Origin of the sequence: Qipengyuania aquimaris (assembly GCF_009827445.1) — a bacterium.
Classification (GTDB): domain Bacteria; phylum Pseudomonadota; class Alphaproteobacteria; order Sphingomonadales; family Sphingomonadaceae; genus Qipengyuania; species Qipengyuania aquimaris.
Map to the genome: position 1 here is coordinate 2,139,450 of NZ_WTYI01000001.1, position 22,762 is coordinate 2,162,211.

General features: G+C 61.7%; 24 protein-coding genes and 1 tRNA gene. 19 read left to right on the plus strand and 6 right to left on the minus strand.

Translation table 11 applies throughout. The annotated features are described in order from the left end of the window. Nucleotides 1-5 precede the first annotated feature (5 nt). Both GRI34_RS10420 and rpe read right to left on the minus strand, forming a co-directional pair. The gene (locus GRI34_RS10420) at nt 6-1,865 is read right to left on the minus strand and encodes a heparinase II/III family protein (protein WP_199800148.1); all 1,860 of its coding nucleotides are present in this window, start codon (nt 1,863-1,865) and stop codon (nt 6-8) included. Continuing rightward, the gene (gene rpe / locus GRI34_RS10425) at nt 1,865-2,527 is read right to left on the minus strand and encodes a ribulose-phosphate 3-epimerase (RefSeq protein ID WP_160595870.1); all 663 of its coding nucleotides are present in this window, start codon (nt 2,525-2,527) and stop codon (nt 1,865-1,867) included. The genes GRI34_RS10420 and rpe overlap by 1 nt, the downstream gene beginning before the upstream one ends. Nucleotides 2,528-2,662: 135 nt before the next feature. On the opposite strand from rpe, the gene GRI34_RS10430 reads away from it, so the two are divergent. From GRI34_RS10430 to GRI34_RS10445, 5 genes are all read left to right on the plus strand, one after another. Further along, nucleotides 2,663-2,932 (plus strand): PqqD family protein, encoded by a 270-nt coding sequence (locus tag GRI34_RS10430; RefSeq protein WP_160595871.1) that lies wholly within the window; start codon nt 2,663-2,665, stop codon nt 2,930-2,932. 60 nt (nt 2,933-2,992) lie between these two features. Then, a complete protein-coding gene (locus tag GRI34_RS13380; RefSeq protein WP_267903953.1) occupies nt 2,993-3,127 on the plus strand; it encodes a hypothetical protein in 135 nt (44 codons plus the stop codon). A 170-nt stretch (nt 3,128-3,297) separates the two neighbouring features. Further along, nucleotides 3,298-5,028 (plus strand): asparagine synthase-related protein, encoded by a 1,731-nt coding sequence (locus GRI34_RS13385; protein WP_160595872.1) that lies wholly within the window; start codon nt 3,298-3,300, stop codon nt 5,026-5,028. Between the two features lie 15 nt (nt 5,029-5,043). Continuing rightward, on the plus strand, nt 5,044-6,750 hold the full coding sequence (locus tag GRI34_RS10440) for an ABC transporter ATP-binding protein (RefSeq protein WP_160595873.1): 1,707 nt from the start codon (nt 5,044-5,046) through the stop codon (nt 6,748-6,750). 120 nt (nt 6,751-6,870) lie between these two features. Then, nucleotides 6,871-7,365 carry a DUF2141 domain-containing protein gene (locus tag GRI34_RS10445; RefSeq protein WP_160595874.1) on the plus strand — a complete coding sequence of 165 codons (495 nt, stop codon included), beginning with the start codon at nt 6,871-6,873 and terminating at the stop codon, nt 7,363-7,365. Here the strand turns inward: GRI34_RS10445 and GRI34_RS10450 are convergent. From GRI34_RS10450 to GRI34_RS10460, 3 genes are all read right to left on the minus strand, one after another. After that, a complete protein-coding gene (locus GRI34_RS10450) occupies nt 7,356-8,252 on the minus strand; it encodes a hypothetical protein (protein ID WP_160595875.1) in 897 nt (298 codons plus the stop codon). The genes GRI34_RS10445 and GRI34_RS10450 overlap by 10 nt on opposite strands. Next, on the minus strand, nt 8,249-9,352 hold the full coding sequence (locus tag GRI34_RS10455) for a diacylglycerol/lipid kinase family protein (RefSeq protein ID WP_160595876.1): 1,104 nt from the start codon (nt 9,350-9,352) through the stop codon (nt 8,249-8,251). Before GRI34_RS10455 ends, GRI34_RS10450 begins: the two co-directional genes overlap by 4 nt. Nucleotides 9,353-9,358: 6 nt before the next feature. Continuing rightward, nucleotides 9,359-9,435 (minus strand) — tRNA-Arg (locus tag GRI34_RS10460). Between the two features lie 127 nt (nt 9,436-9,562). Between GRI34_RS10460 and GRI34_RS10465 the strand changes: the two genes are divergently transcribed. The 9 genes from GRI34_RS10465 to GRI34_RS10505 all read left to right on the plus strand — a co-directional run bounded on the left by GRI34_RS10465 (nt 9,563) and on the right by GRI34_RS10505 (nt 18,030). Beyond that, complete coding sequence (locus GRI34_RS10465; protein WP_160595877.1) at nt 9,563-9,961, plus strand: hypothetical protein; 399 nt, start codon at nt 9,563-9,565, stop codon at nt 9,959-9,961. A gap of 48 nt (nt 9,962-10,009) precedes the next feature. Continuing rightward, complete coding sequence (locus GRI34_RS10470) at nt 10,010-10,513, plus strand: MmcB family DNA repair protein (RefSeq protein ID WP_160595878.1); 504 nt, start codon at nt 10,010-10,012, stop codon at nt 10,511-10,513. Nucleotides 10,514-10,562: 49 nt separating this feature from the next. Further along, the gene (locus tag GRI34_RS10475) at nt 10,563-11,279 is read left to right on the plus strand and encodes a sterol desaturase family protein (RefSeq protein ID WP_160595879.1); all 717 of its coding nucleotides are present in this window, start codon (nt 10,563-10,565) and stop codon (nt 11,277-11,279) included. Further along, entirely contained in the window at nt 11,276-11,731 is a 456-nt protein-coding gene (locus GRI34_RS10480) for a DUF2141 domain-containing protein (protein ID WP_160595880.1), read from the plus strand. Before GRI34_RS10475 ends, GRI34_RS10480 begins: the two co-directional genes overlap by 4 nt. Nucleotides 11,732-11,835: 104 nt before the next feature. After that, complete coding sequence (locus GRI34_RS13465) at nt 11,836-13,851, plus strand: PAS domain-containing protein (RefSeq protein WP_160595881.1); 2,016 nt, start codon at nt 11,836-11,838, stop codon at nt 13,849-13,851. A gap of 56 nt (nt 13,852-13,907) precedes the next feature. Then, entirely contained in the window at nt 13,908-15,011 is a 1,104-nt protein-coding gene (locus GRI34_RS10490) for an App1 family protein (RefSeq protein WP_160595882.1), read from the plus strand. Continuing rightward, nucleotides 15,008-15,931, plus strand: coding sequence for an alpha/beta hydrolase (locus tag GRI34_RS10495; protein WP_160595883.1), 924 nt, complete (start codon nt 15,008-15,010; stop codon nt 15,929-15,931). Before GRI34_RS10490 ends, GRI34_RS10495 begins: the two co-directional genes overlap by 4 nt. A 10-nt stretch (nt 15,932-15,941) precedes the next feature. After that, complete coding sequence (locus GRI34_RS10500) at nt 15,942-17,324, plus strand: M48 family metalloprotease (protein ID WP_160595884.1); 1,383 nt, start codon at nt 15,942-15,944, stop codon at nt 17,322-17,324. A gap of 25 nt (nt 17,325-17,349) precedes the next feature. After that, nucleotides 17,350-18,030 (plus strand): DsbA family protein, encoded by a 681-nt coding sequence (locus tag GRI34_RS10505; RefSeq protein ID WP_160595885.1) that lies wholly within the window; start codon nt 17,350-17,352, stop codon nt 18,028-18,030. 3 nt (nt 18,031-18,033) lie between these two features. Here GRI34_RS10505 and GRI34_RS10510 read toward each other — a convergent pair whose 3' ends face one another. Then, complete coding sequence (locus tag GRI34_RS10510) at nt 18,034-18,642, minus strand: HD domain-containing protein (RefSeq protein ID WP_090476949.1); 609 nt, start codon at nt 18,640-18,642, stop codon at nt 18,034-18,036. A gap of 81 nt (nt 18,643-18,723) precedes the next feature. Here GRI34_RS10510 and GRI34_RS10515 point away from each other — a divergent pair, with 81 nt between their 5' ends. From GRI34_RS10515 to GRI34_RS10535, 5 genes are all read left to right on the plus strand, one after another. Next, nucleotides 18,724-19,941, plus strand: coding sequence for a sensor histidine kinase (locus GRI34_RS10515; protein WP_160595886.1), 1,218 nt, complete (start codon nt 18,724-18,726; stop codon nt 19,939-19,941). Continuing rightward, nucleotides 19,938-20,732 (plus strand): LytR/AlgR family response regulator transcription factor, encoded by a 795-nt coding sequence (locus GRI34_RS10520; RefSeq protein ID WP_090476953.1) that lies wholly within the window; start codon nt 19,938-19,940, stop codon nt 20,730-20,732. The genes GRI34_RS10515 and GRI34_RS10520 overlap by 4 nt, the downstream gene beginning before the upstream one ends. Next, nucleotides 20,732-21,592, plus strand: a complete 861-nt coding sequence (nadC, locus tag GRI34_RS10525) for a carboxylating nicotinate-nucleotide diphosphorylase (RefSeq protein WP_160595887.1) — start codon at nt 20,732-20,734, stop codon at nt 21,590-21,592. The genes GRI34_RS10520 and nadC overlap by 1 nt, the downstream gene beginning before the upstream one ends. Before the next feature lie 38 nt (nt 21,593-21,630). Then, nucleotides 21,631-22,053, plus strand: coding sequence for a hypothetical protein (locus GRI34_RS10530; protein ID WP_160595888.1), 423 nt, complete (start codon nt 21,631-21,633; stop codon nt 22,051-22,053). A 133-nt stretch (nt 22,054-22,186) separates the two neighbouring features. After that, a complete protein-coding gene (locus tag GRI34_RS10535) occupies nt 22,187-22,753 on the plus strand; it encodes a ribonuclease T2 family protein (RefSeq protein WP_325065229.1) in 567 nt (188 codons plus the stop codon). The last annotated feature ends 9 nt before the right edge of the window (nt 22,754-22,762 follow it).

Here is a 22,762-nt window from a genome sequence, read left to right on the forward strand (position 1 = left end):
GTGAATTACCCCATTCGTTTGAGCAGCCAGGGGAAGCGTCCCCCGCTGCGGGCGGTCAGCCCTTCGACTACGATCTGCTTCGTTGCATGCGGACGTCCGTGGCCATCGACCCACAGCGAATCCTCGACGCTGCAACCGGCCTCGCCGCTATCGCCACCGAGGCGGAATTGCCAGTAGCTTGCATCGGGCATGACCAAGTGTACGCCGCGGCCGTCTTCGGTCGGCTTGGCCTCAATCCCGCGCCCGAGATGGAAGCGCATGGCATAGCCGATCTTGCCGCGCTTGCCCTTGCGTCCCGATGGTTCGAGCACGTCTTCACCGCGCAGTTCCTCGCCTTCGTCCGACAGGATCAGGATGCGGCGATGGACGAGGCCGAAGCGCGCGGCATAGCCGTTATGCGCGGCTTCCAGTCTGGTGCCCGACTTCTTGCCCTGCGACAGGGTCTCGCGCGTGAAATCGACTTCTTCGACGCCCTTGCCGATCTGGCCGTGCAAGAGGATCGCAGTGGAATTGGCATCGTCCAGCACCATGGTCGAGTGGGCCGAAGTGCCGCGCAATCCCTGTTCGATCCGCGCGGGGACCAATGCGCCCGCCAGCGCCGCCCCGCCGCAATTGACGATGATACGTTGCGGCCCGTGCGAGAATTCGAACGCCAGCGTCGATGCACATGCATGGCGCGCATTGCGAGGCTTTGGCGGCGGGGCAGCGTCCAATACCAGCACCGCCTCCTTGGCCTTCACCCTTTGGAAGCCCCACTGGCCGGCTTCTGCCAAGGGGCGGGTCCTCACGCCGCTGGCAGCGACAAGGGCGTCGAGATCGCTCTCGCCCATAGCCGCGCCGCCCTGCCAACTGCCAAGGCCACGATCGCCCATGCGCACACCGAGCAAGGCGGGAACAAGCAGAGCCAGCATCGTGTCGAGAGCTGCCGGTGCTTCTTCGCCGACGGTATCGTAGCAGGCACGGACCTCGACAAGCAGGGCGATCGCATCGGCCTGAGCAGAAGGACAGCGCGACAGGACACCTCCGTCGTCGCTGACCATCTCGCCCAGAGTGCGCAGTAGCCCTGCTTCCGCGTAGAGTTTCCGTGCCTTGCCATCGGGCAGCAGCAGACCTGCAGCGAGCATTCCAGACCAGCCGGACGCTTGCGCCAGGCGGTCGTCTTCGCGCGTCACATTGCGATCGAGCCAGCGGGCCGTTGCCTCAAGTGCCTCGAGGAACCTGGGTTTGTGCTTCTCACCCTCGCCGGTCAGCACGATCGGCGCATGGACCAGCCAGTTGAGCAGCCGGATACCGGCAAGCTCGACAGTCCAGGCAGGGCCCTTCCCCGGCTGCGGGTTCGCCTTGAGCCAGGCAGCGAACATGTCGCCAGCCGTACCAGCACATTGTGCCCGCGGAGCGCTCGACGCGAGATCACGCATCCACGTAAAACCGTGCACTGCGCGAACGAACGGCGGCGTCATCTTCGACGGCGAGCGGTAGTCTATCTTGGCAAGCGGGTGCTTGAGGCCGCCCGCGAAGAACTGTCCGGCGCGCAAGGCAACGCCGGCAGTCCGGTTGCCTGCAAGCGGACTATCGACGGTCCCCAGAAGCCGAGGCCTTGCAGGCTTGCGCAAGGGAGAGGACAGGATCTGCCCCGGGACCCCCAGCTTGTAAGCCAGTCGGAGCGCGGAGTGGAGCGGCCCGCTACGAGGCGGCTGGAAATCCGCAAGCACGAGCGCTCGTGCCGGTTCGATTTCCGCTTCCGGTTCATTCACAGGCGCCGCCGTGACGAGTGGTTCGGGCGTATCTCCGAGGGGCAGTGCGACCTGCTCTTCGTCCGACGCATCTTCGCGCGCAACGCTCAGCAGGTCGGCATGCCCTTCCATCACCCAAGCCCCTTCAGAGCAGCGATATTGGATGCGTATTTGTCCGGCCCACCCCTGAAGGTAGCAGACCCTGCCACGAGCACGTCCGCACCCGCATCGACACAGAGTGGCGCAGTAGTGGGATCGACACCGCCATCGACTTCGAGGCGGATATCCTTGCCCAGCGCGTCGATCCGTTTGCGGATGGCCTCGATCTTGCGCAACTGGGAATGAATGAAACTCTGGCCGCCGAAACCGGGATTGACGCTCATCACCAGGACCAGGTCGACGTCTTCAAGCAGATAGTCGAGCGCATCGACGCTCGTACCCGGATTGAGGACCACGCCCGCTTTCTTGCCCAGGCCGTTGATGGCTTGCAGCGTACGGTGGATATGCGGGCCTGCTTCGGGATGGACCGTGATGATATCCGCGCCCGCATCCGCGAATGCCTCGAGATACGGGTCGATCGGAGCGATCATCAAATGGACGTCGAACGGCTTGTCCGAATGAGGGCGCAACGCCTTCACGACGGCCGGACCGATGGTGATATTGGGGACGTAATGCCCGTCCATTACATCAATATGGATCCAGTCGGCACCGGCTTCGTCGACTGCACGCACTTCCTCGCCCAGCCGGGCAAAATCGGCGGACAGGATGGAGGGGGAAATCAACGGGGCAGTCATGGGCGCTTTCCGGCGGTTCGCGATGAGCCTGCCTTTCGCCTACGCGCGCGAGCACTCGTCTCACAAGTCGCTGCGTGGCGCTTTTCCACCGCAGCGGGGGTGGAACCCCTTCGAATGCGGGATTATGCCCCACCCATGGCAGCCATTCACAAGCTCAACGCAAACTTCGTGGCAACGCAGGTAGATGATGAAATCCTTCTGATCGATCTCAAAGGCGGTGAGCTCTTCTCGCTGAGCGGAACCGCGAAAGCCGTTTGGGAAATGATCGACGGCAAGCGCGATATCCATGAAATCGCGAGCGCTCTCTGTTCGGCATTTGAGGCTCCTGTCGAGACGATTGAAGATGACGTTCGCTCTCTGGTGAGATCCCTCTCCGAGCTTCACCTTGTCGGCACCGAGCTTTGAATTCATCCTTTTGACCCGCAACAGCTCGGTGGTATGGTCGCTATTGAAAGGTTTTCCAGCATGACCAAGACGAACAAAGGCAAGGCAGACAAGGCGCGGTGGCAGTGCCCCGAAGTCGTGCGCCTCGGTACTATCCGCGACATTGCCGGGCCCAGTGGTTTCGGCTCACAGGGCGGTCCGAACTCCAAGTCCTGACGCTCGCACGCAGCACTAACGAAATGATCGCTGCGGCGTTTCCTCCAGAAATCCTGGATCATCGCGCCATATCTCGTGTCTTGCACACGGAATCGCGTGATCTCGACCGCCGTGCACACTCCTTCGTGGACGTGTCCGGCGTTGGCCTCTGGCCTACGGCGCAAGAGGCTGTGGATCGCCAAAGCAGCGGCCGATCCCGATTGTTCGGCCGGATCGATAACCGGACGGAAATCTGCGATTACCTTGGCCTTGACCCTTCGATCGAAGACGGAGTCCTTTACGACTTTGCTTTGGACCGCTGGGGCGACGATACCGATGGCCGCCTGGTCGGCCATTATTGCGTTATTACGGTCCTCGGCCCGGGTCGACTGCGCCTGGTCCGGTCGCCTTGGACCGCGCCGCCACTTCACTTTGTTGCCGAAGGCGGCCGCATTATTGCATCGCCCATTCTTTCCGTGATTTTTGCCGGAGGCCATCCGCGTGAGGTAGACTATAACTACCTTCGCGATCAGCTGGCCTTTGATCACCACGATTGCGAATCGTCCGGCTGGTATCGAGGAATATCGCGCGTTCCGATCGGGTGCAGGGCTCATTGTTCGCCAAGCGGGTTCGAGCTGGAACGGTACTATGACCCGACAGCGATATCCCCCGTCCGCCTCGCCAATGACGATCAATATGTCGAGCGCGCTGCCGAGCTGATCCAGGAAGCCGCTGCGGTGGCGCTCGCCGGATCGACCAAAGCCGGCATCATGATCTCGGGTGGGCTCGACAGCCCGATCATTGCCGCTGCATGCCTCAACTGCAGTGGCCCAAGCGCCACTTTGGAAGGCTACACCGCAGGCACGGTATCCCATTGGGATGGCCGCGTTCCAAGCGGCACTTTCGGCGATGAGCGGGAGCGGGTGCGACGATTTGCTTGCCAGCATCCCAGGCTGAAGCTGAATTTCCCCGACCCAAACAAAGGTGGGCATGACTACCGTTTGCGCGAACTGTTGGGCGTGACCGAGACGCCAACCGCGAATGTCGCGAACATCGGCATCTTCCATGGCTTGTTTGAAGCAGCGGCCAAGGACGGTTGCGACAGGCTTATGAACGCCATGTTGGGCAATTTCAGCTTCAGCCTCGACGGCCATTGGGCTGCAGCGTCGCATTTGCGAAACGGGAACTGGCGAAAACTAGCAGCGGTCTTGAGACGGCCATTGGCGACTGACAAACGACCCTGGTTACGTCGCTTCTTGGCGCAGGCCCTGCTCCCGAACCTGCCGTCAGCATGGCAAAGGCACATACGATCCGCTGCGCACCCCGATCGGTTTGGCTTTGCTCTCCCGGCTTCGCCACTAAGCCGTTCTGCGATCGAAAGCTGGCGCGCGGATCGTACGGATCAGTCGGTGTTCGAACAGCCCTCGCTGGACAGCAGTCAGGCCGACGCCATCCGCAGGATGTGGGCGAGCGCCGACAGCGGCGAAGATCTCGATCTTGGCCTCGAGCGACTGCACGGCATCCAGCTGCGTGACGTCACGGCCTATCGTCCCCTGATCGAATTTTGCCAAGGCCTGCCGGTCGAACAATTGCGCCGGGGCGGGGTTGATCGCTACCTCGCGCGGCGTTTGGCGAGAGGCATCATGCCTGAGGCGCAAAGGCTCGAACAGCGGCAAGGAAGACACAATCCGGACTGGCACGCCCGCATCGGCAGCCGTCGAAAGGAGTTGTCCGAGAGGCTGGAAAATATCTCAATGCACCCGCAGTTAGGGGGCATGATCGATACCGAGATGCTGAAAGGTCATCTCGACGATTGGGGTGAACATACGCCTACGGAACCGGCGCAGCTATGGCCCCGATACTTCGCCCTGACCCGCGCACTGACAGCTGCGACCTTTGTCTCACGCAGAACGACGAAATGACTTCTAGATCGCCGATTGATCTTCATCCAGGCGCTGCAGCATAAGGGCGCGGCGATGGTGATGCGGCAAGTCCTGGATGAATTGAGACAACCGGCAATGCGCCGCGGTTCTGTAAGAATGCTGTGCGCCTCGCTGCTTGCGGCGTCGACGGAAGGCATCGGTTTCGTATTGCTGGTTCCGCTTCTGGCCTCGCTTGATGCTGAAGCCTCCAATTTACCCCTGGCCGGATTCGCTTCAGGCCTGCCGTTGTCCGTTCTTCTTGCCCTGTTTGTTGCGCTTGTTGGCCTGCGCGCTGGAGCGGAAGTGTGGCGCGTCCTGAGCGTGCAGGATGTCTCGCGCGCGTTGGTTGACAGCTTGCGCATGAACGCCGTGCAAAACATGCTCGGCGCCCGCTGGCGATGGCTTTCGGGGTTGCGCGAAGGCGAGGCGGAGGCCCTCCTGGTCAGTGATATCGACCGCTGCGCCTATGCAGTGGAAATGCTCGCCACTCTAGTGCGGCTGGCACTTGCACTTGCCGCCCTGTTGGCAGCGGCGATCGTCGTGTCCCCTCCAGCCGCTCTTGTCGCGATCGCAGGGGGGCTCTTCGCCTATCTGCTGTTTGCCCCGGTCCGCCGTAAGGCGCGTATGATCGGTGAAGAACTCTCCGCAAGGCATGACACGGTCCATACGCAGCTTTCCAGGACGATGCGTGGCTTGCGCGTCATCAAGAGCTTCGGAAAGGAAAGCGAGCACGCAAGAATGCTCGAAAACGGATTCTCTGCCTTGCGTAGAACCGAGCGTGCCTATGTGGGATCGAGCGCCATCGCACAGGCAATCCTGCAAGTCGGAGGCGGCGCAGTGACTGCACTGGCGATTTGGGTGGCAGTGACGACGCTGTCCATTCCGCTTCCGACAGTACTTGTCCTGACAGCCATATTCGTGCGCGCGCTGCCGCTGATCGGTCAGGTGCAGGCCCACGCGCAAGGCTGGGCACATGCTTCACCGGCTTTCGAAAGTGCGCGAAAGTTCATTGGGGCCTCGAAGGCTCACGCTGACGCAGTCGCTTCCGCTCCAGCGCCGGAATTCAAATCAGTCCTCAGCTTGCGAGATGTCGGTGTGCGATTTGCGGGGCGGCAAGGAGCACTGAGTGGGATTGATCTCGACATTGCGTCAAACCGCCTGGTGGTGATCTGTGGTCCGTCCGGGTCGGGCAAGAGCACACTGGCCGATATTTGTTCAGGCCTGACGTTCCCCGACAGCGGGACTGTAGCGATAAATGGCATTCGCCTTGAGTTGTCTATGTTGTGCAGTTGGCGCAGTCGGACAGCCTACGTGCAACAAGAGGCCGTGATTTTCGGAGGCACAGTCCGTGACAACCTTCGTTTTGCCGATGCCCATGCCACCGAAGATCAAATGTGGGCCGCGTTGGAAGAAGCGCACGCTGGCTTCGTCAGGGATCTGCCCGATGGCCTCGATTGCCCGGTAGGAGCGACCGGGCGAGAGCTTTCGGGTGGCGAAAAGCAGCGGATCGCCTTGGCGCGCGCCCTTCTTCGTTCACCCGACCTGATAATTCTCGATGAAGCGACAAGTGCTCTCGACAGTGCCAGCGAAAAAGCGATCGCAGAGGCACTGCGCAGCATGACCGAAAAAACGACCGTCATAGCGATCGCCCATCGGGGCATCCTGCCCAAGCTTGCCGATCAGGTCATTCGGCTGGAGCGCGGCGGTGTGGTTGCACCTTAACAGGTCGCCGAGAGCCAATTCAGGCGCAATTCAGCGCGTTTTGCTATTTGTCTTCCAAATCTGTGGGAGATGCGCGTGCGCCGCATCCTCTATTCTATTCAGCAATTCACGGGACTTTTCATGACTATCAAACCTTTTGCACTCGCAGGCTGTGCCGCGATCGCAATGGCTGCGATCGCCCCGTCCGCCGTGGCACAAGCAACATACGGCCAGAAACTCGACCATGACCCCGCCCGCTGCCAGAGCGGTAAGCCGGGAGTCTGGGTGAGCGTCACCGACATCAAGGAAAGCAAAGGTACGCTACGCATCCAGTCTTATCGCGCGACCAAAGCCGACTGGCTTGAGAAGGGGCGCTGGCTCACTCGCATGGAAGTCCCAGCCAAGGCAGGAACGATGCGTTTCTGCATGCCGATTGCCACCCCGGGGACGTATGGCATCGCAGTGCGTCACGACATCAATGGGAATGGCAAGACCGATATTTTCGCCGATGGCGGTGCCATGTCGAACAACCCCAGCCTCAACATTTTCAACCTCGGCAAGCCGAGCTACAAGAAGGTCGGCTTCTCGGTCGGCCAAGGTGTGGAAACGATTTCGATCCGGATGCGCTATCGCTGATTGCGCTTTGCGCGCCATAGCTCCCAAGCTGCACCCGGCATGGCCAGTAAGGGGTGCTTTTCCCGGAATGGGGTAACTTCAAGCTGTATGCCGGTGTGGCGTTCGAGCTTCCACGCACCATAGCGCGCAGCCCCGTCGAAGGTGGTAGTGGCCTTGGCAAGGCGCAGGATGTTGAGCGCCTTCCCGACTCTTTCCCGCCGTCGCCATTGGCGAAGGATTTCCTGGCGCTTTTTCACAGCCAGCTGCGGTTCGAGCCGTTCACCGTCGCGGTCGAATTCCAAGCTTTGTGCTAACCATGCCAAAGGCAGCAAGCCGTCGAAATGCGCGCTGTTGACCGACAGAATCGAGTCCTCGCGGCCCGGCTTCTCGACGCGGAACTCCGCCCGATACGTAGCCTGGAACAGGGCGCGCCAGAATTCTTCCGCCTTTCCTGCAATGGGTCCAAGTGCGGCTGCGAACTTCGAAGCCGTTTTCGCGGCAGCCTGCACCGCTTCCACCACGTCGATGCGAGCGGCAGCATCTTGCGCGAACACAAGCGCGCTGGGCTGGACGAACCGAGTCCAGATAGTGGTGTCGCGGCTCTCGCCGCTGGCAGCTGAAATGAATTGCTGAAGCGACATGGTGGCGATCTTCGCACGCAGCATCTGGTCGCCGCGCTGCCATTCCCGGTAGCTCACGCGGGGCCAGACCCGTTCCGCCTGCGGGCCCGGTAGAAGGACATAAAAGTCCAGCACCCCCTCGAGCGACCCCGTTCGCAAGTTCGAACCATAAAACAGCACAGCCCGCGCGCCCGCCTCCTTGGCGAGCATATCGGCATATTCGGACACCTCGGCGCGCACTTCGGCGTCCAGCGAGGTTGCGATGCGCTGTTCGAATGTCTCGCTCACGCGGTCACGAACGTCAGTTCGGGGCCTTGGTCGATATGATACCGGCCCGCCGGAAAGTGCTCGCCGTCCAGGATAAAAGGCGCTTCCAGATCTATCGAGAAAGCTTCGGCACTGATCTGGTGCAAGCCCGCCGACGAAAGCCAATCGGGATGCCAGCCAGACAGAATGGCCGGAAGGGAGGCAAAAATCCGCCTGCGCGGCCTGTCGAGGATGGCCAGCCGGATCGGAGCTTGGCTCTTCCCGAACAACTGGATGCCCATCGGCATGCGCTGAAGCGTTGTGGCCAAGATGATATGCCTGCGTGCGGGATCGCCATGAGGAGAATGCGGCATCGGTTCTCCGGATGGCTCGTAGGCGAGGCGCATAGCAGTACCGCGGCGCCACCGATTAGCATTGGTGCCGAAGAGGACCTGCAGCACGCCCCAGGCTGCAGTGGCCCCTACGGCAAGGGAATCGAAAAACCCGATCCGGTGCGCATCCTGTCCGGCCTCGATGCCGAGCGTGAATGCGCCTGCGCCGAGGATGAAACCGAGCATCGGGAGTTCGTCGCTGCCTTCGCGGGCGACGGTGAGCGCGCGCCGTTGCACGCGCTTGCTCGAACGAAACGCTTCGACTGCCGCAGAAAGGCTCCAGTCCGATGGAGCGCCCAAATCGACATTGAGCGCGTTGGTCTTGCCGCGTGGCAGGACTGCTAGTGTCGGCCAGTTCTCGCCGAAAACAACCTGGCCCATGGTCAGCACATCGCGAATTGTGCCGTCGCCGCCATTGATGATGAGAAATTCCACACCGTCGTCGCGAAGCTGCGCCAGTGCTTCGGCCAACTCATCCTTGGTGCGCGGCTGAACGATTGTGATGTCGACGCCGTCCACCCGCTCCGCCTGCCTGCCCTTGTTGCGGTGCGAGCGGGGGTTGTGGACCATCGCGATGCGCTGGCTCGCGGCCACGAACGGAGGCTCGCTGCCGGGCAACTGCGTCCCTGCCTCACGCGCTGTCCGTTGGTTGTGAATGGTGCGCTCCATCGCGGTTCGCCGTGAATTAGGAAAGCTCTCGATAGTGCAGCGCTGTCCGGCCTGCAATGCGAGGGTGGGAGAAACGCCCATGGCAAGTGGCGCACCCGACAGGATTCGAACCTGTGGCCTCTGCCTTCGGAGGGCAGCGCTCTATCCAGCTGAGCTACGGGTGCCTGGCCTTGCCGCCTGGGCGAAGCGGGCGCTTAGCAAGGCCGTTGGCGCCCTGCCAGAGAAATTTCGGCGAGCGCATCGCGGCGCGTTAGCGATTTGGCAATTGCCGACGCCCTAAACATCCGTTCCATGAACGCGCTACGCCACGAATTCGACCTGTCGAACGCGACTATCCTTCCGCCGCGGGACCGGCGCGCCCCTAATTCGCGCGACCAGGCCAATCTCGCGGCTCAATGGAATGCGGTTCACGAAGCAGCCGCAGCCATCGGCGTGCTGGCCCAATTGGGCCGCCCCGAAGAAAACGAAGCCGTTACCGGACTGCCCGCACGTGCTGCCGCGAATGGCGGCTATGAGTACGAGATGGTGCTGCGCGGCGTCGACGATCTTGCTGCCGTCATGCAACCGGGCCTGAGGGCACTTTTGTCGCTGAGCGCCTCCGGTCAGGACACGACCAGCGCGGCGCTCACCCTGTGGCGGGAATTCCATGCCTCGCGCGATGCGATCATAGCGCTGGCACCTGAAAACTGACCACTCCCGGCGCTTGACCGCGTTCCCATTCTGTTCCATTTCGGGGACATGAGTGATTCCCCCGTCATCGAAACTGCCGGACAAGAGACCGGCGGCGAAACCGCAGTCGACGTGGCGCGCGGCATTGCCCGCCTGTTTGCGCGAAACGATGTCTGGCTGATTCCCGAAGTGCCGCTGCGCAACGGGCGCAGGGCCGATCTCATGGGACTCGACAACAAGGGCCGCGTCGTCATCGTTGAGATCAAGGTGCAACGCGGCGACCTGCTCGGCGATGGCAAATGGCCAGATTACCTCGATTTTTGCGACCGCTTCTACTGGGGCCTCCCGCCCGGCCTCGACCGGTCCGTGCTGGAAAGCGAAGACTATCGCCCGGATTGCTGCGGCATCATCGTGGCCGACGGCTATGACGGTGAAATCGTTCGGCCGGCCCCGCTCCATCCGCTCGCAGCCGCGCGCCGCAAGGTGGAAGTCGAGCGCCTGGCACGGGCCGCAATGCGGCGCATGACCGTTGCCGGCGATCCACACTGCGCGCCCTGGGGCAACGCAGAGTAAGTTCTCGGCTTCTTTTTAACGTATCCTGGGGCATAATGCGCGCGGGATCATGTTGGACGCCATTCTCTTTTCGGCACTGGCCATGACGGCCATCATTGCCTTGCGGTACTTCGCGTCGAGCGGAGCGTTCGCGCTCGCCACGCGATTCAGGCGGCCAGGCTACCACGACCGTCTCGGCCCCCAGATCAGGCGCGAGATTTCCTGGTCGCTGGTTTCGGCGGCAATCTATGGCATCCCGGCGGGGATAGTGGCCTGGGGCTGGCAGGAACGCGGGTGGACGCAGATCTACATGGAATGGGATACGATGCCCCTGTGGTACCTGCCCATCGCACCGCTGGCCTATCTCGCGCTTCACGACACTTGGTTCTACTGGACGCATCGCTGGATGCATCGCCCTCGCCCGTTTCGCGTCATGCATGCTGTGCATCACGCCAGCCGCCCGCCCACCGCCTGGGCTGCCATGAGCTTCCATCCTTGGGAGGCACTCACCGGCGCCGTGGTCATCCCTGCGCTGGTCTTCGTCATTCCGATCCATATCGCCATGCTGGGCCTGGTTCTGGCCGTGATGACGATCATGGGCGTGACCAATCACATGGGGTGGGAGATGTTTCCCCGCCGTCTCGTTCATTCGCGGTTGGGGGACTGGTTGATAACCGCCAGCCACCATCAGCGTCATCATGAAGAGTATCGATGCAATTACGGCCTCTATTTCCGGTTCTGGGACCGGCTGTGCAAGACCGATCGCGGTCTGAGCGAACGCGTATGAACGCCCGGTTCGCCCTGCTGCCGCTTTGCGCGCTGGCGCTGGGCGCGGGTGTGCCTCTGCCAGCGAAGGACGCTGGCGTGAGTATTACCGTCAAGGTCACCGACCTGCGTAACGACAAGGGTCTACTGCGCGCCTGCATGACGACTGCACAAAGCGATTTTCCCGATTGCAAGGACACCGCCAGCATCCACGCTACGAGTGTGAACGCTCGCGAGAGCGGAGTGACCTTCACATTCGATGGAGTGAAACCCGGCCGCTATGCAATCGCCCTGCTCCACGACGAAAATTCCAACGGCAAGGCCGACCGTGTCCTGGGCATGATGCCAAAGGAAGGCTTCGGTTTTTCGCGCGATGCGCCGGTTCGTATGGGTCCGCCCAAGTTTCGCGACGCCGCATTCGACATGGGAACAAGCGACCGCGAGCTGACTATCAGGATGCGCTATCTGCTCTGACGGTGCGCGCAGCCTAACCGGCATTAACCTTAACCCTATTTTTACTACACCTGCCTCATAGCCTGTCTCGAATACCGCAACTCGCATTCGGGGGCTTTTAAGCGATGGACAGGTTTGGCGGCGCATTTGACGCGCAGGACGCACAGGACCATCTCGACGATTTCGTCGAGGAGGACGGCGTCGATCTCGATCCGCCGCCGTCGCCAGTCGGCCAGGACGAGCGCCGCATGCAGGTGCGCGCCTACAATCATTGGGCAAGCCTGCTCGGCGACGCGAACTATCCCGATATCGAAGACCTCGAACCGGAATTGCTCGACGATTTCGGGCCTTACTCTGTGCTGCTCGACTTCACGAGCGGGGTTGAGAACCCTGCCGTGCGCTTCGTCGGTGACGAGTTGCGCCAGGAATGCGACGTCGATGGCGAATTGACACATCTCGAAGATGTGCCGCCACGCTCGCTGCTGAGCCGGATTACCGATCATTACATGCAGATCATCGCCAACGAGGCGCCGATCGGCTTCGAAGCGGAATTCGTGAACCAGCGCGGCGTAACGATCCTGTATCGCGGCATCCTGCTTCCGTATTCCAGCAATAACGAAAGCATCGACTTCATCTTCGGTGTGATCAACTGGAAGGAATTGGCCGACGCCAAGACTGCCGACGAATTGCTGCTGCAAATTGACCAGGCGCTGGCTGGCGAAGACGATCTCGAAGAGAGCGACGACAGCGATTTCGACGATGTCCTCGACCTGACGCAGCCGGCTGAAAACCTGTCCGCCGAAGATGATGGCGACTGGGACCAGGAAGACGATGTCTTCGATCTCGGCACCGCCGAAGTCGTCGAAGAGGATATCGAAGAGGCGCTGCCTGCTCCGAGCTTCGGCGAGACCGGCACGGAGGACCTGCCGGCCCGCAAGGAACGCGGCGTCGATGCCTTGGGCAATCCACTCGGAAGCCTTGCCCCTGATCCGGGTAGCGAAGAAGCCGAGATGGACGACGGCGAATTCGATAGCGGCATGAAGACTGCGGCCGACTACGGACTGCCGGACTGGGACGACGAAGAGATTGAAGACGAAGACGTCGAAGACGTCGTGGACCCGCTTGCCGACGAGGACGCTGGTAGCAGCCTCATGTCGCTGGTCAGCCGCGGCGAACGTGAAAAGAAGACTGTCAATCTCAGCGGGTTCAGTGCAGCGAGCGGACCGGTTTCATCACCCATTCCGCAGGCATACGAGCCAGAAGAACCGGCAGAACCCTTCGAAATCGCGGCGCATGATATCCTAGAAGCGCCCGATACCGGGGAAGAAACGGTCGACGCGCCGATGGAGTCCGTTGACGATTCGCAACATGATTCCGCGCCGCTCGACCTGGATGAGACACTCGAGGAAGCGCCGGCCACTATTGCGGGTGAGGACGTCGAGGAGCTGCCCGTTCCGACCGATGATGACCCCATCGTTGCAGAAGCGGCAGAAGACGCCGCCGTCATCGCTGCGGCCGAAGAGGTGGCGCCCGAAGGCCTGTACGATTGCCTGGCCGCGGCACGTGAGCTGGCGCAGGCTGCGCAGAGCACCGAAGACCGCAGCCGCAAGGCACTGTATGCAGCGGTCGGCCTCGCCTACGATTTCAGCCTCGAGGCGCAGAACTCGCCCGAGGACTTTGGTGAAATCATCGCCGACAACGGCCTGACCGTGCAGGATCGCGCGCCGATGACGCCGATTGTGAAGCTCGTCTTCGGCGCCGACTACGACAAGACGCGCCTGACCGAATATGCCGCCGTGCTGACCCATGCGCACCGCGTCGGCATCGAACGCGGCCATCTGGCCGAATTCCTGCGCGAGGCAGAAGGCGGCCTCAAGGGCGTCGTCCAGGCAGAACGCCGTGCCCGCAAGGAAGAACAGGGCAGGCCGGTCGAAGACGATGGCACGGGCATCCGCGAAACGCTGGCGAAGAAGCTGCGCGCGATCGAGCCTGCTCAGCTTGAAGATATCGACGCGGAAGGCCCCGAATTCGCTCTCGTCATGGTGCGACGCACCGAAATGGGTGAACTGGTCGTCGTCGGCGAACTGGAAGAAGATCGTGTGCTGCTCGAAAAGGCGGCTCGCAAACTGCTGGCCAAGTGAACCTTCCCGAATAAGTGCTTGAGATGGATGGGCCGCACGCGCTAGCGCTGCGGCCCATGCCATTTTTCCCTACCGCACCCGTCCGGATTCAGCCCTATTTCGGCTATCGCAACGAGGAGCGGCTGTTCATCACCGCCCGCGCCCTGCGCTCGCGCGACAGTAGCTTTGCGAAGTCGGGAAAGTGGCGGGCGATGCGCACCATGATGGGTCAGTTTGCCAGCCATGAAGTGGAGGGCCTGCCGGTCGAGCTCGAAATCGCCGCTCCAGGCCAACAATCGCAGCGGCACCAGGGCGTGACCGACAAGGAAGGCTTCGTCCATTTCGACATCAGGCTGGAGGGCGAGTGGCCCTATGGCGAGGAGCCGGAATGGGAAACCGTGAGCTTCCACTGGTCCAATGGCGAAGGCGAACACTGCCTCGACGGACACGTGCTTGCGCCGGGCAAAAGCACGTCGCTCGGTTTCATCTCGGATATCGACGATACGATCATCGAGACGGGGATCACCGGGAATTTCCGCGCGGTGATGCGCAACTGGCGACGTGTGCTCATGCAGATGCCGGAAGAACGCATCCTCGTTCCCGGCGCCGACGTTTTCTACAATGCACTTGGCGGCGGGCAGGACCATCACGGACAGAATGGCCACGCCGGCGATCACCAACGGGCATCGCGGCGCCCCTTCTTCTATGTGTCGTCGAGCCCGTGGAACCTGTTTTCCTATCTCGTCACCTACATGAAAGGCCGCGGGTTGCCGCTTGGACCGATCATGTTGCGCGACTGGGGTCTCAATCGCGCGACATTCGGATCTTCCAGCCACGGCGCTCACAAGCGCGCCGCGATCGACGGCATCCTGGCGACCTATCCGGACATGAAGTTCGCGCTCATCGGCGACGACAGCCAGGGTGACCTGACCGCTTTTGCCGATGTCGCTGCGAGCAATCCGGGCAGGGTCAGGGCCGTCTTCATCCGCAAGGTAGGCGAGGCAATGAGCCCGGAAGAGCTTGCTGCCAAACAATCGTTGAAGTCCGCGAATATCCCCCTCTGGCTTGGCGAAGGTTACGAGGAAGGCCGCAAGTTTCTCGCCTCGATCGGATTGCTCGAGGATGATGAAGCACAAAATATCGTCAAGTCGGTCGGCAAGGGCGACACGGAGGCTGCGTGAAGACATTAATGCTCATACTGGCCGTGATCGTGGGCCTAGCCCTGATCGCCGGCGGCGCGATATTGATCGCGATCAACCGGAACGGCCCGGCGGTGCTCGACACGGTCGACCGGATTTCCGGCGGCAAGAACAATACCGAGCTGTTGCACAAGCAAAGCCTTGGCGTAGATCCGCGTCAGAAATTGCTGGTATACGGCGAACGGTCTCCAGATGAGGCCCTTCCCGTTTTCATTTTCATTCACGGCGGCAGTTGGCGTAGCGGCAACCCGGACGATTACGGCTTCATCGCCCGCAGTATCGCGCCCGAAGGCTATATCGTCGTGCTAGGCGGGTACTGCTTGCGCGAAAATGGCCGCTATCCCGCAATGCTCCAGGACACTGCGGCAGTGACCGCGTGGGTCCACGAAAACATCACAGATTTCGGCGGCGATCCGGAGCGCATCGTGCTCGCCGGACATTCGGCCGGAGCATACAATGTGGCACAAGTCGCGCTGGAACAGCGCTGGCTCGAGCAAGCGCGCGTCCCGGCGCAGGCGATCCGGGGTGTGGTCGGACTGGCCGGGCCATACGACTTCTACCCCTACGACAGTGATTCCACCCGCGCCGCATTCGGTTCTGTCGGAGTCGGCGCAGAGAGCCAGCCGGTGAACCACACCAGCAGCGATGCGCCGCCCATGCTACTGGTGCATGGAGAGCAGGATTCACTTGTAAAACCGCGCAATACGCGCGCTTTGGCTGCTGCGCTGGAAGATAGTGGGGCCGACGTAGAAACGCTGTTCCTACCTGCCATGACGCATAACGACCCGCTGCTCGCCCTCGCCAACCCATGGCGGCGCGATCCGCGGATCTTCGATGCAGTTACGAGCTTCCTTGGCCAGCACACCGCGCTTTCAGTTCCGGTTCAGGCCGAAACACCCTAAGAAGGGGCCGATGCGCCTGCTATCCCACCTCTTCGCCCTCCTGGCGCTGCTTGTCCTGGCGGCCCAGCCGCTGGCAGCGCAATCGGTCCTGCGTGACGCCGAGACCGAGGCTTTCCTCGACGAAATCACTGCCCCGCTGGTGGAAGCTGCCGGACTGGAGCCGGGCAATGTCGAAATGGTGCTCATCAATGATCCCAGCCTCAACGCTTTTGTCGCAGGCGGGCAGGCGATCTACCTCCACAGCGGCCTGATCGATGCTGCCGACAGCGCAAACGAAGTGCAGGGCGTGATCGCGCACGAACTCGGCCATATTACCGGCGGCCACATCAATCGCATCGGTGAAGGTTACGCCAAGGCGGGCAATATCTCGCTGCTTTCCATGCTTGCCGGCATCGGCGCTGCGCTTGCCGGTTCGACCGACGCTGCGATGGGCCTGATGATGGCCGGGCAGAGCGCTGCGATCAGCTCCGTTCTCTCGTTCACCCGCACCCAGGAAGCGAGCGCCGATGCGGCGGGTGCCGAATACCTTTCGCGCGCAGGCATTTCCGGTCGCGGCTCCTTGTCCTTCTTCGGCAAGCTGCTGAACATGGAGATGCGCCGGGGTTTCAGCCAGGACGAAGAAGCAGGCTTCTGGCGCACGCACCCCCTTTCCGGCGATCGCATCTCGACCCTGCGCGGCACCTATGAAAAGGATCCCGCCTGGAACAAGCCGAGTGACCCGGCGCTCGAGGCGCGTTTCCAGCGGGTGAAGGCCAAGCTCATGGGCTATGTCGCGAAACCCGAGCACACCCTACGCGACTATCCGGAAAGCGACACATCCACACCCGCGCTCGTCGCGCGCGCCTATGCCTATCACAAGCAGGCCAAGATGGAGCTTGCGCTTGGCACGGCCGACATGCTGATCGAGCGCGCACCTGCCGACCCCTATTTCCTCGAGTTGAAAGGACAGGTCCTGCTGGAATCGGGTCGTCCGGACGAAGCGTTGGATTACCTGCGCAAGGCGACCGATCTGAGCCGTTCGGAGCCGCTTATCGCATCACTTTTCGGCCATGCGCTGATCGCCACCGAGGACGAGACGAATTACGAGGAAGCCGAGCGCGTCCTGCGCGCGTCGGTCGGGCGCGACCGTTACAATCCTTTCGCTTGGTACCAACTGGGCGTGGTCTATGCTGCACGCGGCGATATGCCCCGCGCCCGACTGGCCAGTGCGGAGCAACAAGTCATGAAGCGCGAATACGCGCTCGCCATGCGCAGCGCGCAGGCGGCAGAGGCTGGACTGCCAGTCGGCTCGCCGGACTGGCTGCGGGCCCAGGACATCGGGATGCAGGCACGGGCATTGCTCGAACAGCAGTGCGAAGTGAGCAAGGATCGTAGCTGCCGCAGGCGGCGATAGGGCAGCAGGAACGGGGAATAGGACGATGGCACGGCATTTTGTAACAGCGCTGATCGCGCTGGTGTTCGGGTTCGCGGGCGCGGCGGTCTTCTCGTTCAGCGGGTGGGGCAATTCGCAGACCCGCGAGTATCTCGTCGCAAACCCCGACATCCTGCCCGCGATGGCGAATGCCTATCAGGAACAACAATCGCGCGAATCGCTGGCGTCGGTCTCCAGCGAAGTGACGACGCCATTCCCCGGCGCCGTCCTCGGCAATCCCGAAGGCTCGCGCACGCTGGTGAAATTTACAGACTATGCCTGCGGCTATTGCAGGATCAGCACCGAGGATATCGACCGCCTCGTGGCCAACGATCCGGAGCTGCGCGTGGTCATTCGCGAACTGCCGCTGTTCCAGGGCAGCGATGTGCCTGCACGCATGGCGCTTGCCGCAGCGCAACAGGGCAAGTTCGACGCGTTCTATCACGCCATGTTCGCAATGGGATCGACCGCGCCCGAAAACGTGATGGCGGCGGCGCGCGAAGCCGGTCTCGACCTCGAGGCGGCACAGGAATACGGCGCATCGGAAGAGGTCACGGCAGAGCTGGCGCGCAACCAGGTGCTAGCCCAGCAGCTTGGCTTTTCCGGAACACCCAGCTGGGTGACCGGCGACAAGGCATTCGAAGGCGCGGTCGGCTACGACCAGCTGGCGAAAGCGATCGGCAGCTAGGCCCTATTCCTCGATCGCCTTGGCATACATCGAGGCAAGCGGCTTCGCCATTACGCGGCGCACCATGGGCTCGAAGAACTCCAGCGGCTCGCTCTCGTAATCGGGATCGAAGGCCGCCTGATCGTACTTTTCGCAGAATTCCGCACAGGCCTGGTAATGGGGGCTGTCCTGGAACTTGTCGCGCACATTGCGATCCATGCCGAGGTGGTGGAAATAGTAATAGCCCTGGAAGGCACCGTGGTTCTGGCAGATCCAGTGAATCTCCTCGGTCACGAAGGGCTTGATGATCGAAGCTGCAACTTCCGGGTGGTTATAGCTGCCCAGCGTGTCCCCAATGTCGTGCAGCAGGGCCATCACGACATATTGCTCGTCACGTCCGTCGCGATGCGCGCGAGTCGCGGTTTGCAGCGAATGTTCGAGGCGGCAGACCGGAAATCCGCCGAAATCGCCGTCGAGCAGCTTCAAATGGTCGAGGACGCGGTCGGGCAAGTCCTTGGCAAACGCCATGTATTCCGCGCCGATAATCGCCCAGTCTTCCTGCGTGCCTTCCTTCATTTCGCGAAACTTGGCTCGCTCCTCGATCGAGTGGGTCAGGTTTTCCGGTTTGTTCATCGGCTCTCTCCCAAGTGCTTTCTTGCCTTATATCCTAGCGACTGGCGCAGGGCGCGGCAATTGCGCTAGGGAAGCCTCACGATGGCCGTACTGCCCTTTAGCCCGACGCCGTTCTTCGCAAACAAGAACCAAGCGTTCTGGAATCTCCAGCTGCTGGGCTGGGGCGGGGCGACGATGCTGCGCGTTATGTCGGCGGTGGCGAACGACCAGCCAGCCGAGCGCCTCGTCATTATCCTGATCGCCACGATCACCGGCTTCTCGCTCAGCCTGATCCTTTCCGTCGTGTACAATTACCTGATTGCCCAAAGGCCGCTGGTGACATGGGGCAGCACGGCCGTAGTGCTGGTTTTCGCGACAGGCGTTTACGCCTTCATCGACAGCTGGGTGCTGGAAGTAGCGGGCACTTCTTCGAGCGGCAGCTTCGTCAGCCTGTTTGTCGGTATCTATTTCTTCGACCTCACCCTGCTCGGGGCATGGTCGGCGCTTTACTACGCGATCAATTTCTTCCTTCAGGTGGAAGAGCAATCCGACCGCCTCGAGCGCCTAGAGGCGCAAGCCACCAGCGCACAATTGGCCATGCTGCGGTATCAGCTCAATCCGCACTTCCTCTTCAACACGCTTAATTCCATTAGCACGCTGGTCCTGCTCAAGCAGACGGAGCCGGCCAATGCGATGCTGACCCGTCTTTCCAGCTTCCTGCGCCACACGCTTGTCACCCAGCCGGGCGGCAAGGTGAGCGTGGCACAGGAGGCGGAGACGCTGCAGCTCTATCTCAGCATCGAGAAGATGCGGTTCGAGGACCGCCTGCGCACCAATTTCAGGATCGAAGACAGGGCGGCCAAGGCTCAGGTTCCATCCATGCTGCTCCAGCCGCTGATTGAAAATGCGATCAAATACGGTGTCAGCCCGAAGGAAGAGGGTGCAGAGATCTCGCTGCTCGCGCAGATTGTCGGACCGCGCCTTAGGATTACGGTGTCTGACACGGGACCCGGCGTAGATGTGGGCGGGGTGGCATACGACCTTCCCGCGGTAATGGCCACGCACAAGCGCCGCGATTCGACTGGTGTGGGTCTCGCCAATATTCGCGATCGCCTGGCGCAAGCCTATGGCGACGACCACCGTTTCGAAATCCGCTCGCCCGAATCGGGCGGATTCACCGTGCTGATCGAAATTCCGCACGAACTCGCCGACGAGGAAGTGCCGCCTGCCGCAGCGCAGGGGACATTGGCCGAGAAACAAGCCACTGCCTTGACCGTTAATCCCCCGTCTGCCCCCCAGAAGGTAAGTACCAAGCCATGACTATTCGCACGATCCTCGTCGATGACGAGAAGCTCGCAATCCAGGGGCTGCAGCTACGCCTCGAACCGTTCGATGACGTTGAGATCATCGAAACCTGCCAAAACGGGCGTGAGGCGATCCGCGCCATCAAAACGCTGAAACCGGACCTGGTCTTCCTCGACATCCAGATGCCGGGCTTCGACGGCTTTTCCGTCGTCCAGGGCGTCATGGAAATAGAACCGCCGTTGTTCGTGTTCGTCACCGCTTTCCAGGAACATGCCATCCGCGCCTTCGAGGCGAACGCGGTCAACTACCTGATGAAGCCTGTCGACGAGGACAAGCTTGCCGATACCATAGAGCGCGTCCGCCAGCGCCTGGCCGAAAAGAAGTCTTCCGACGAAGCCGATCGCCTGCGCGGCGTCCTTTCAGAAGTCGCACCGGAAGCGGTCGAGACGAGCGAGGAAGATGCCGAGGCTGCCGGCCGCTACGAGAAGCTTATCAACGTGAAAGACCGCGGCCAGATATTCCGTGTCGAAGTCGAGACGATCGAGCATATCGAGGCTGCCGGCGACTACATGTGCATCTATACCGGCGATAATTCGCTCATCCTGCGTGAGACGATGAAGGACCTCGAACGCCGCCTGGATCCGCGAAAGTTCCAGCGCGTGCACCGCTCGACTATCGTCAATCTCGATCAGGTGCGTCAGGTGAAGCCGCATACGAACGGCGAATGCTTTCTGGTGCTGGATAGCGGCGCGGAAGTGAAGGTTTCGCGTTCCTATCGCGACGTCGTGGCACGCTTCGTCCACTGATGGGCTTCACTCTCAACGGATTCGACCTCGCTGCCTTCGTGCGCGAGACGCTCGCAGAGGATTTGGGCCAGGGCCTTCCGGGCGGCGGGCATGACGTAACCAGCGAAAGCGTAATTCCCGCAGACGCGCGCTTCTCCGGCGTAATGGACACGCGCGACGACATCCGCGTCGCGGGCCTTCCGGTGGCGGAAGCTTTCTTCCGCGCGCTCGATAAGGACATGACGATCGAGTTGCTGGTCGAAGAAGGCGCCAGCGTTCCGGCCGGGACCGACCTGATGCGCCTTGAAGGCGATGCGCGCGCCATGCTGACGGCAGAGCGCAGTGCACTCAACACAGTTCAGCACCTGTCGGGCATTGCCACCATGGTCGCGCAATATGTCGCGGCGATGGACAATCCCGACTGCACCCTGCTCGACACCCGCAAGACCATTCCCGGCCTGCGCCATCTCGAAAAATACGCGGTCCGCATGGGCGGGGGTGCGAACCACCGCATGGGCCTGTGGGACGCGGCAATGATCAAGGACAACCACGTCCTCGTCGCGGGCAGCGTCGGCGAGGCGGTTCGCCGCGCAGTCGAAGCAGGGGTCGAGGACATCATCTGCGAAGTCGACCGCATCGACCAGATCGAGCCAGCGCTCAAAGCAGGGGCCACCCGCCTCTTGCTCGACAATATGGAACCGCCGACTTTGCGCGAAGCCGTCGAACTGGTGGCGGGCCGGGTCCCGACCGAGGCCAGTGGCGGCATCAATCTTGCCACGATCAAGGCGAAGGCTGCCACCGGGGTCGACTATGTATCCGTCGGCAGGCTCACCCAGAGCGCGCCTGCAGCCGATATCGGTCTGGACTTTACCCCGCTGTAATTCGGGTGCATTCCCCTGATGAACGTGAGGGGAATGCAATGAAGCCTGCAGCAATCAAGAAGTTCGATTTCCTTTATATCGGCTCCATGGTGGTAAGCGTGCTCGGCGCAGTGCTGAGTTTCGATGATCTGGTGGCAATATCCGACGACCAGCTGGCGACAGAAGGCCTGCCCGCCATGGGCAGCGGCGTGTTGTTGATCGGCCTTGCCTTCACCATCGTGATAACTCTCGCGCTTTGGTTCCTTGTATCCAAGCTCCGGATCGAATTCGTGAAATACATTCTCGCGCTGTTCGCCGCTTACAGCATCTTCTCGGTGGCGATGGGCAGCAGTGCAGAAGTGCCCATGACGAACCTGCTGATCGGCTGGGTCAGCACGATAATGTCGGTGGCTGCCGTGTATTTCCTGTTCACTCCGGAAGCGAAGGCCTGGTTCGCTGAGAAGCGAGGTTCGGGCGATTAAGGCCGCTTTACTGGCAGCTTCGGGCATCGTTTCGCTGGGCCTCTCCAGCGTTGCCCAGGCGCAAGCGTACCAGTGCCGCATACCCAACAACATAGAGATACCGCAGCTTCGCGACGAGGGGCGGGCGCGGAACCTGCCTGTCACGGGCTACACCCTCGCGCTAAGCTGGAGTCCGGAGTTTTGCCGCTTTCGCGAGGATGACAGGCGGCACGCCCGGCAATGCTCGGGCAGGCAAGGCCGGTTCGGTTTCACCGTTCACGGGCTTTGGCCGAACAGCGGGCGCATCTGGCCCCAATGGTGCGCGCGGACACCGGTCAGTACCGATGTCCTGAAGCCAAACCTTTGCATGAGTCCCGATGCGTCGCTCCTTGCCCGCCAGTGGCAAAAGCACGGCAGTTGCATGACTCGGCGCCCGGCGACCTATTTCAAGGTGACGCGCATACTCTACGATGGTCTGCGGTGGCCGGATTTCGTCCGCATCAGCCGCGAGGACGACCTCACCGCCGGCACCATTCGCACTCGCTTTGCAGACGCCAATCCGGGCTGGTTTCCCGAGGCTGTGGGCGTGCACCTCGACCGCAAGGGATGGCTCGAGGAATTGCGGCTTTGTTACAACAGGCGCTTCATGCCCGAAGCCTGCGATGCGCGGCGTTACGGTGCCAAGGACAAGCAGGCTGCGAAGATTTGGCGGGGTCTGTAAGGAACCAGA

Bases quoted from the DNA above. Each gene is read 5' to 3' on its own strand.
- GRI34_RS10430 (WP_160595871.1), top strand. From the start codon at position 2,663: ATGGCAGCCATTCACAAGCTCAACGCAAACTTCGTGGCAACGCAGGTA.
- GRI34_RS10515 (WP_160595886.1), top strand. From the start codon at position 18,724: ATGGCCGTACTGCCCTTTAGCCCGACGCCGTTCTTCGCAAACAAGAAC.
- nadC (WP_160595887.1), top strand. From the start codon at position 20,732: ATGGGCTTCACTCTCAACGGATTCGACCTCGCTGCCTTCGTGCGCGAG.
- GRI34_RS10505 (WP_160595885.1), top strand. From the start codon at position 17,350: ATGGCACGGCATTTTGTAACAGCGCTGATCGCGCTGGTGTTCGGGTTC.
- GRI34_RS10470 (WP_160595878.1), top strand. From the start codon at position 10,010: ATGAGTGATTCCCCCGTCATCGAAACTGCCGGACAAGAGACCGGCGGC.
- GRI34_RS13465 (WP_160595881.1), top strand. From the start codon at position 11,836: ATGGACAGGTTTGGCGGCGCATTTGACGCGCAGGACGCACAGGACCAT.
- GRI34_RS10480 (WP_160595880.1), top strand. From the start codon at position 11,276: ATGAACGCCCGGTTCGCCCTGCTGCCGCTTTGCGCGCTGGCGCTGGGC.
- GRI34_RS10490 (WP_160595882.1), top strand. From the start codon at position 13,908: ATGCCATTTTTCCCTACCGCACCCGTCCGGATTCAGCCCTATTTCGGC.
- GRI34_RS10420 (WP_199800148.1), bottom strand. From the start codon at position 1,865: ATGGAAGGGCATGCCGACCTGCTGAGCGTTGCGCGCGAAGATGCGTCG.
- GRI34_RS10445 (WP_160595874.1), top strand. From the start codon at position 6,871: ATGACTATCAAACCTTTTGCACTCGCAGGCTGTGCCGCGATCGCAATG.
- GRI34_RS10520 (WP_090476953.1), top strand. From the start codon at position 19,938: ATGACTATTCGCACGATCCTCGTCGATGACGAGAAGCTCGCAATCCAG.
- GRI34_RS10455 (WP_160595876.1), bottom strand. From the start codon at position 9,352: ATGGGCGTTTCTCCCACCCTCGCATTGCAGGCCGGACAGCGCTGCACT.
- GRI34_RS10465 (WP_160595877.1), top strand. From the start codon at position 9,563: ATGAACGCGCTACGCCACGAATTCGACCTGTCGAACGCGACTATCCTT.
- GRI34_RS10510 (WP_090476949.1), bottom strand. From the start codon at position 18,642: ATGAACAAACCGGAAAACCTGACCCACTCGATCGAGGAGCGAGCCAAG.
- GRI34_RS10475 (WP_160595879.1), top strand. From the start codon at position 10,563: ATGTTGGACGCCATTCTCTTTTCGGCACTGGCCATGACGGCCATCATT.
- GRI34_RS10530 (WP_160595888.1), top strand. From the start codon at position 21,631: ATGAAGCCTGCAGCAATCAAGAAGTTCGATTTCCTTTATATCGGCTCC.
- GRI34_RS13380 (WP_267903953.1), top strand. From the start codon at position 2,993: ATGACCAAGACGAACAAAGGCAAGGCAGACAAGGCGCGGTGGCAGTGC.
- GRI34_RS10500 (WP_160595884.1), top strand. From the start codon at position 15,942: ATGCGCCTGCTATCCCACCTCTTCGCCCTCCTGGCGCTGCTTGTCCTG.
- rpe (WP_160595870.1), bottom strand. From the start codon at position 2,527: ATGACTGCCCCGTTGATTTCCCCCTCCATCCTGTCCGCCGATTTTGCC.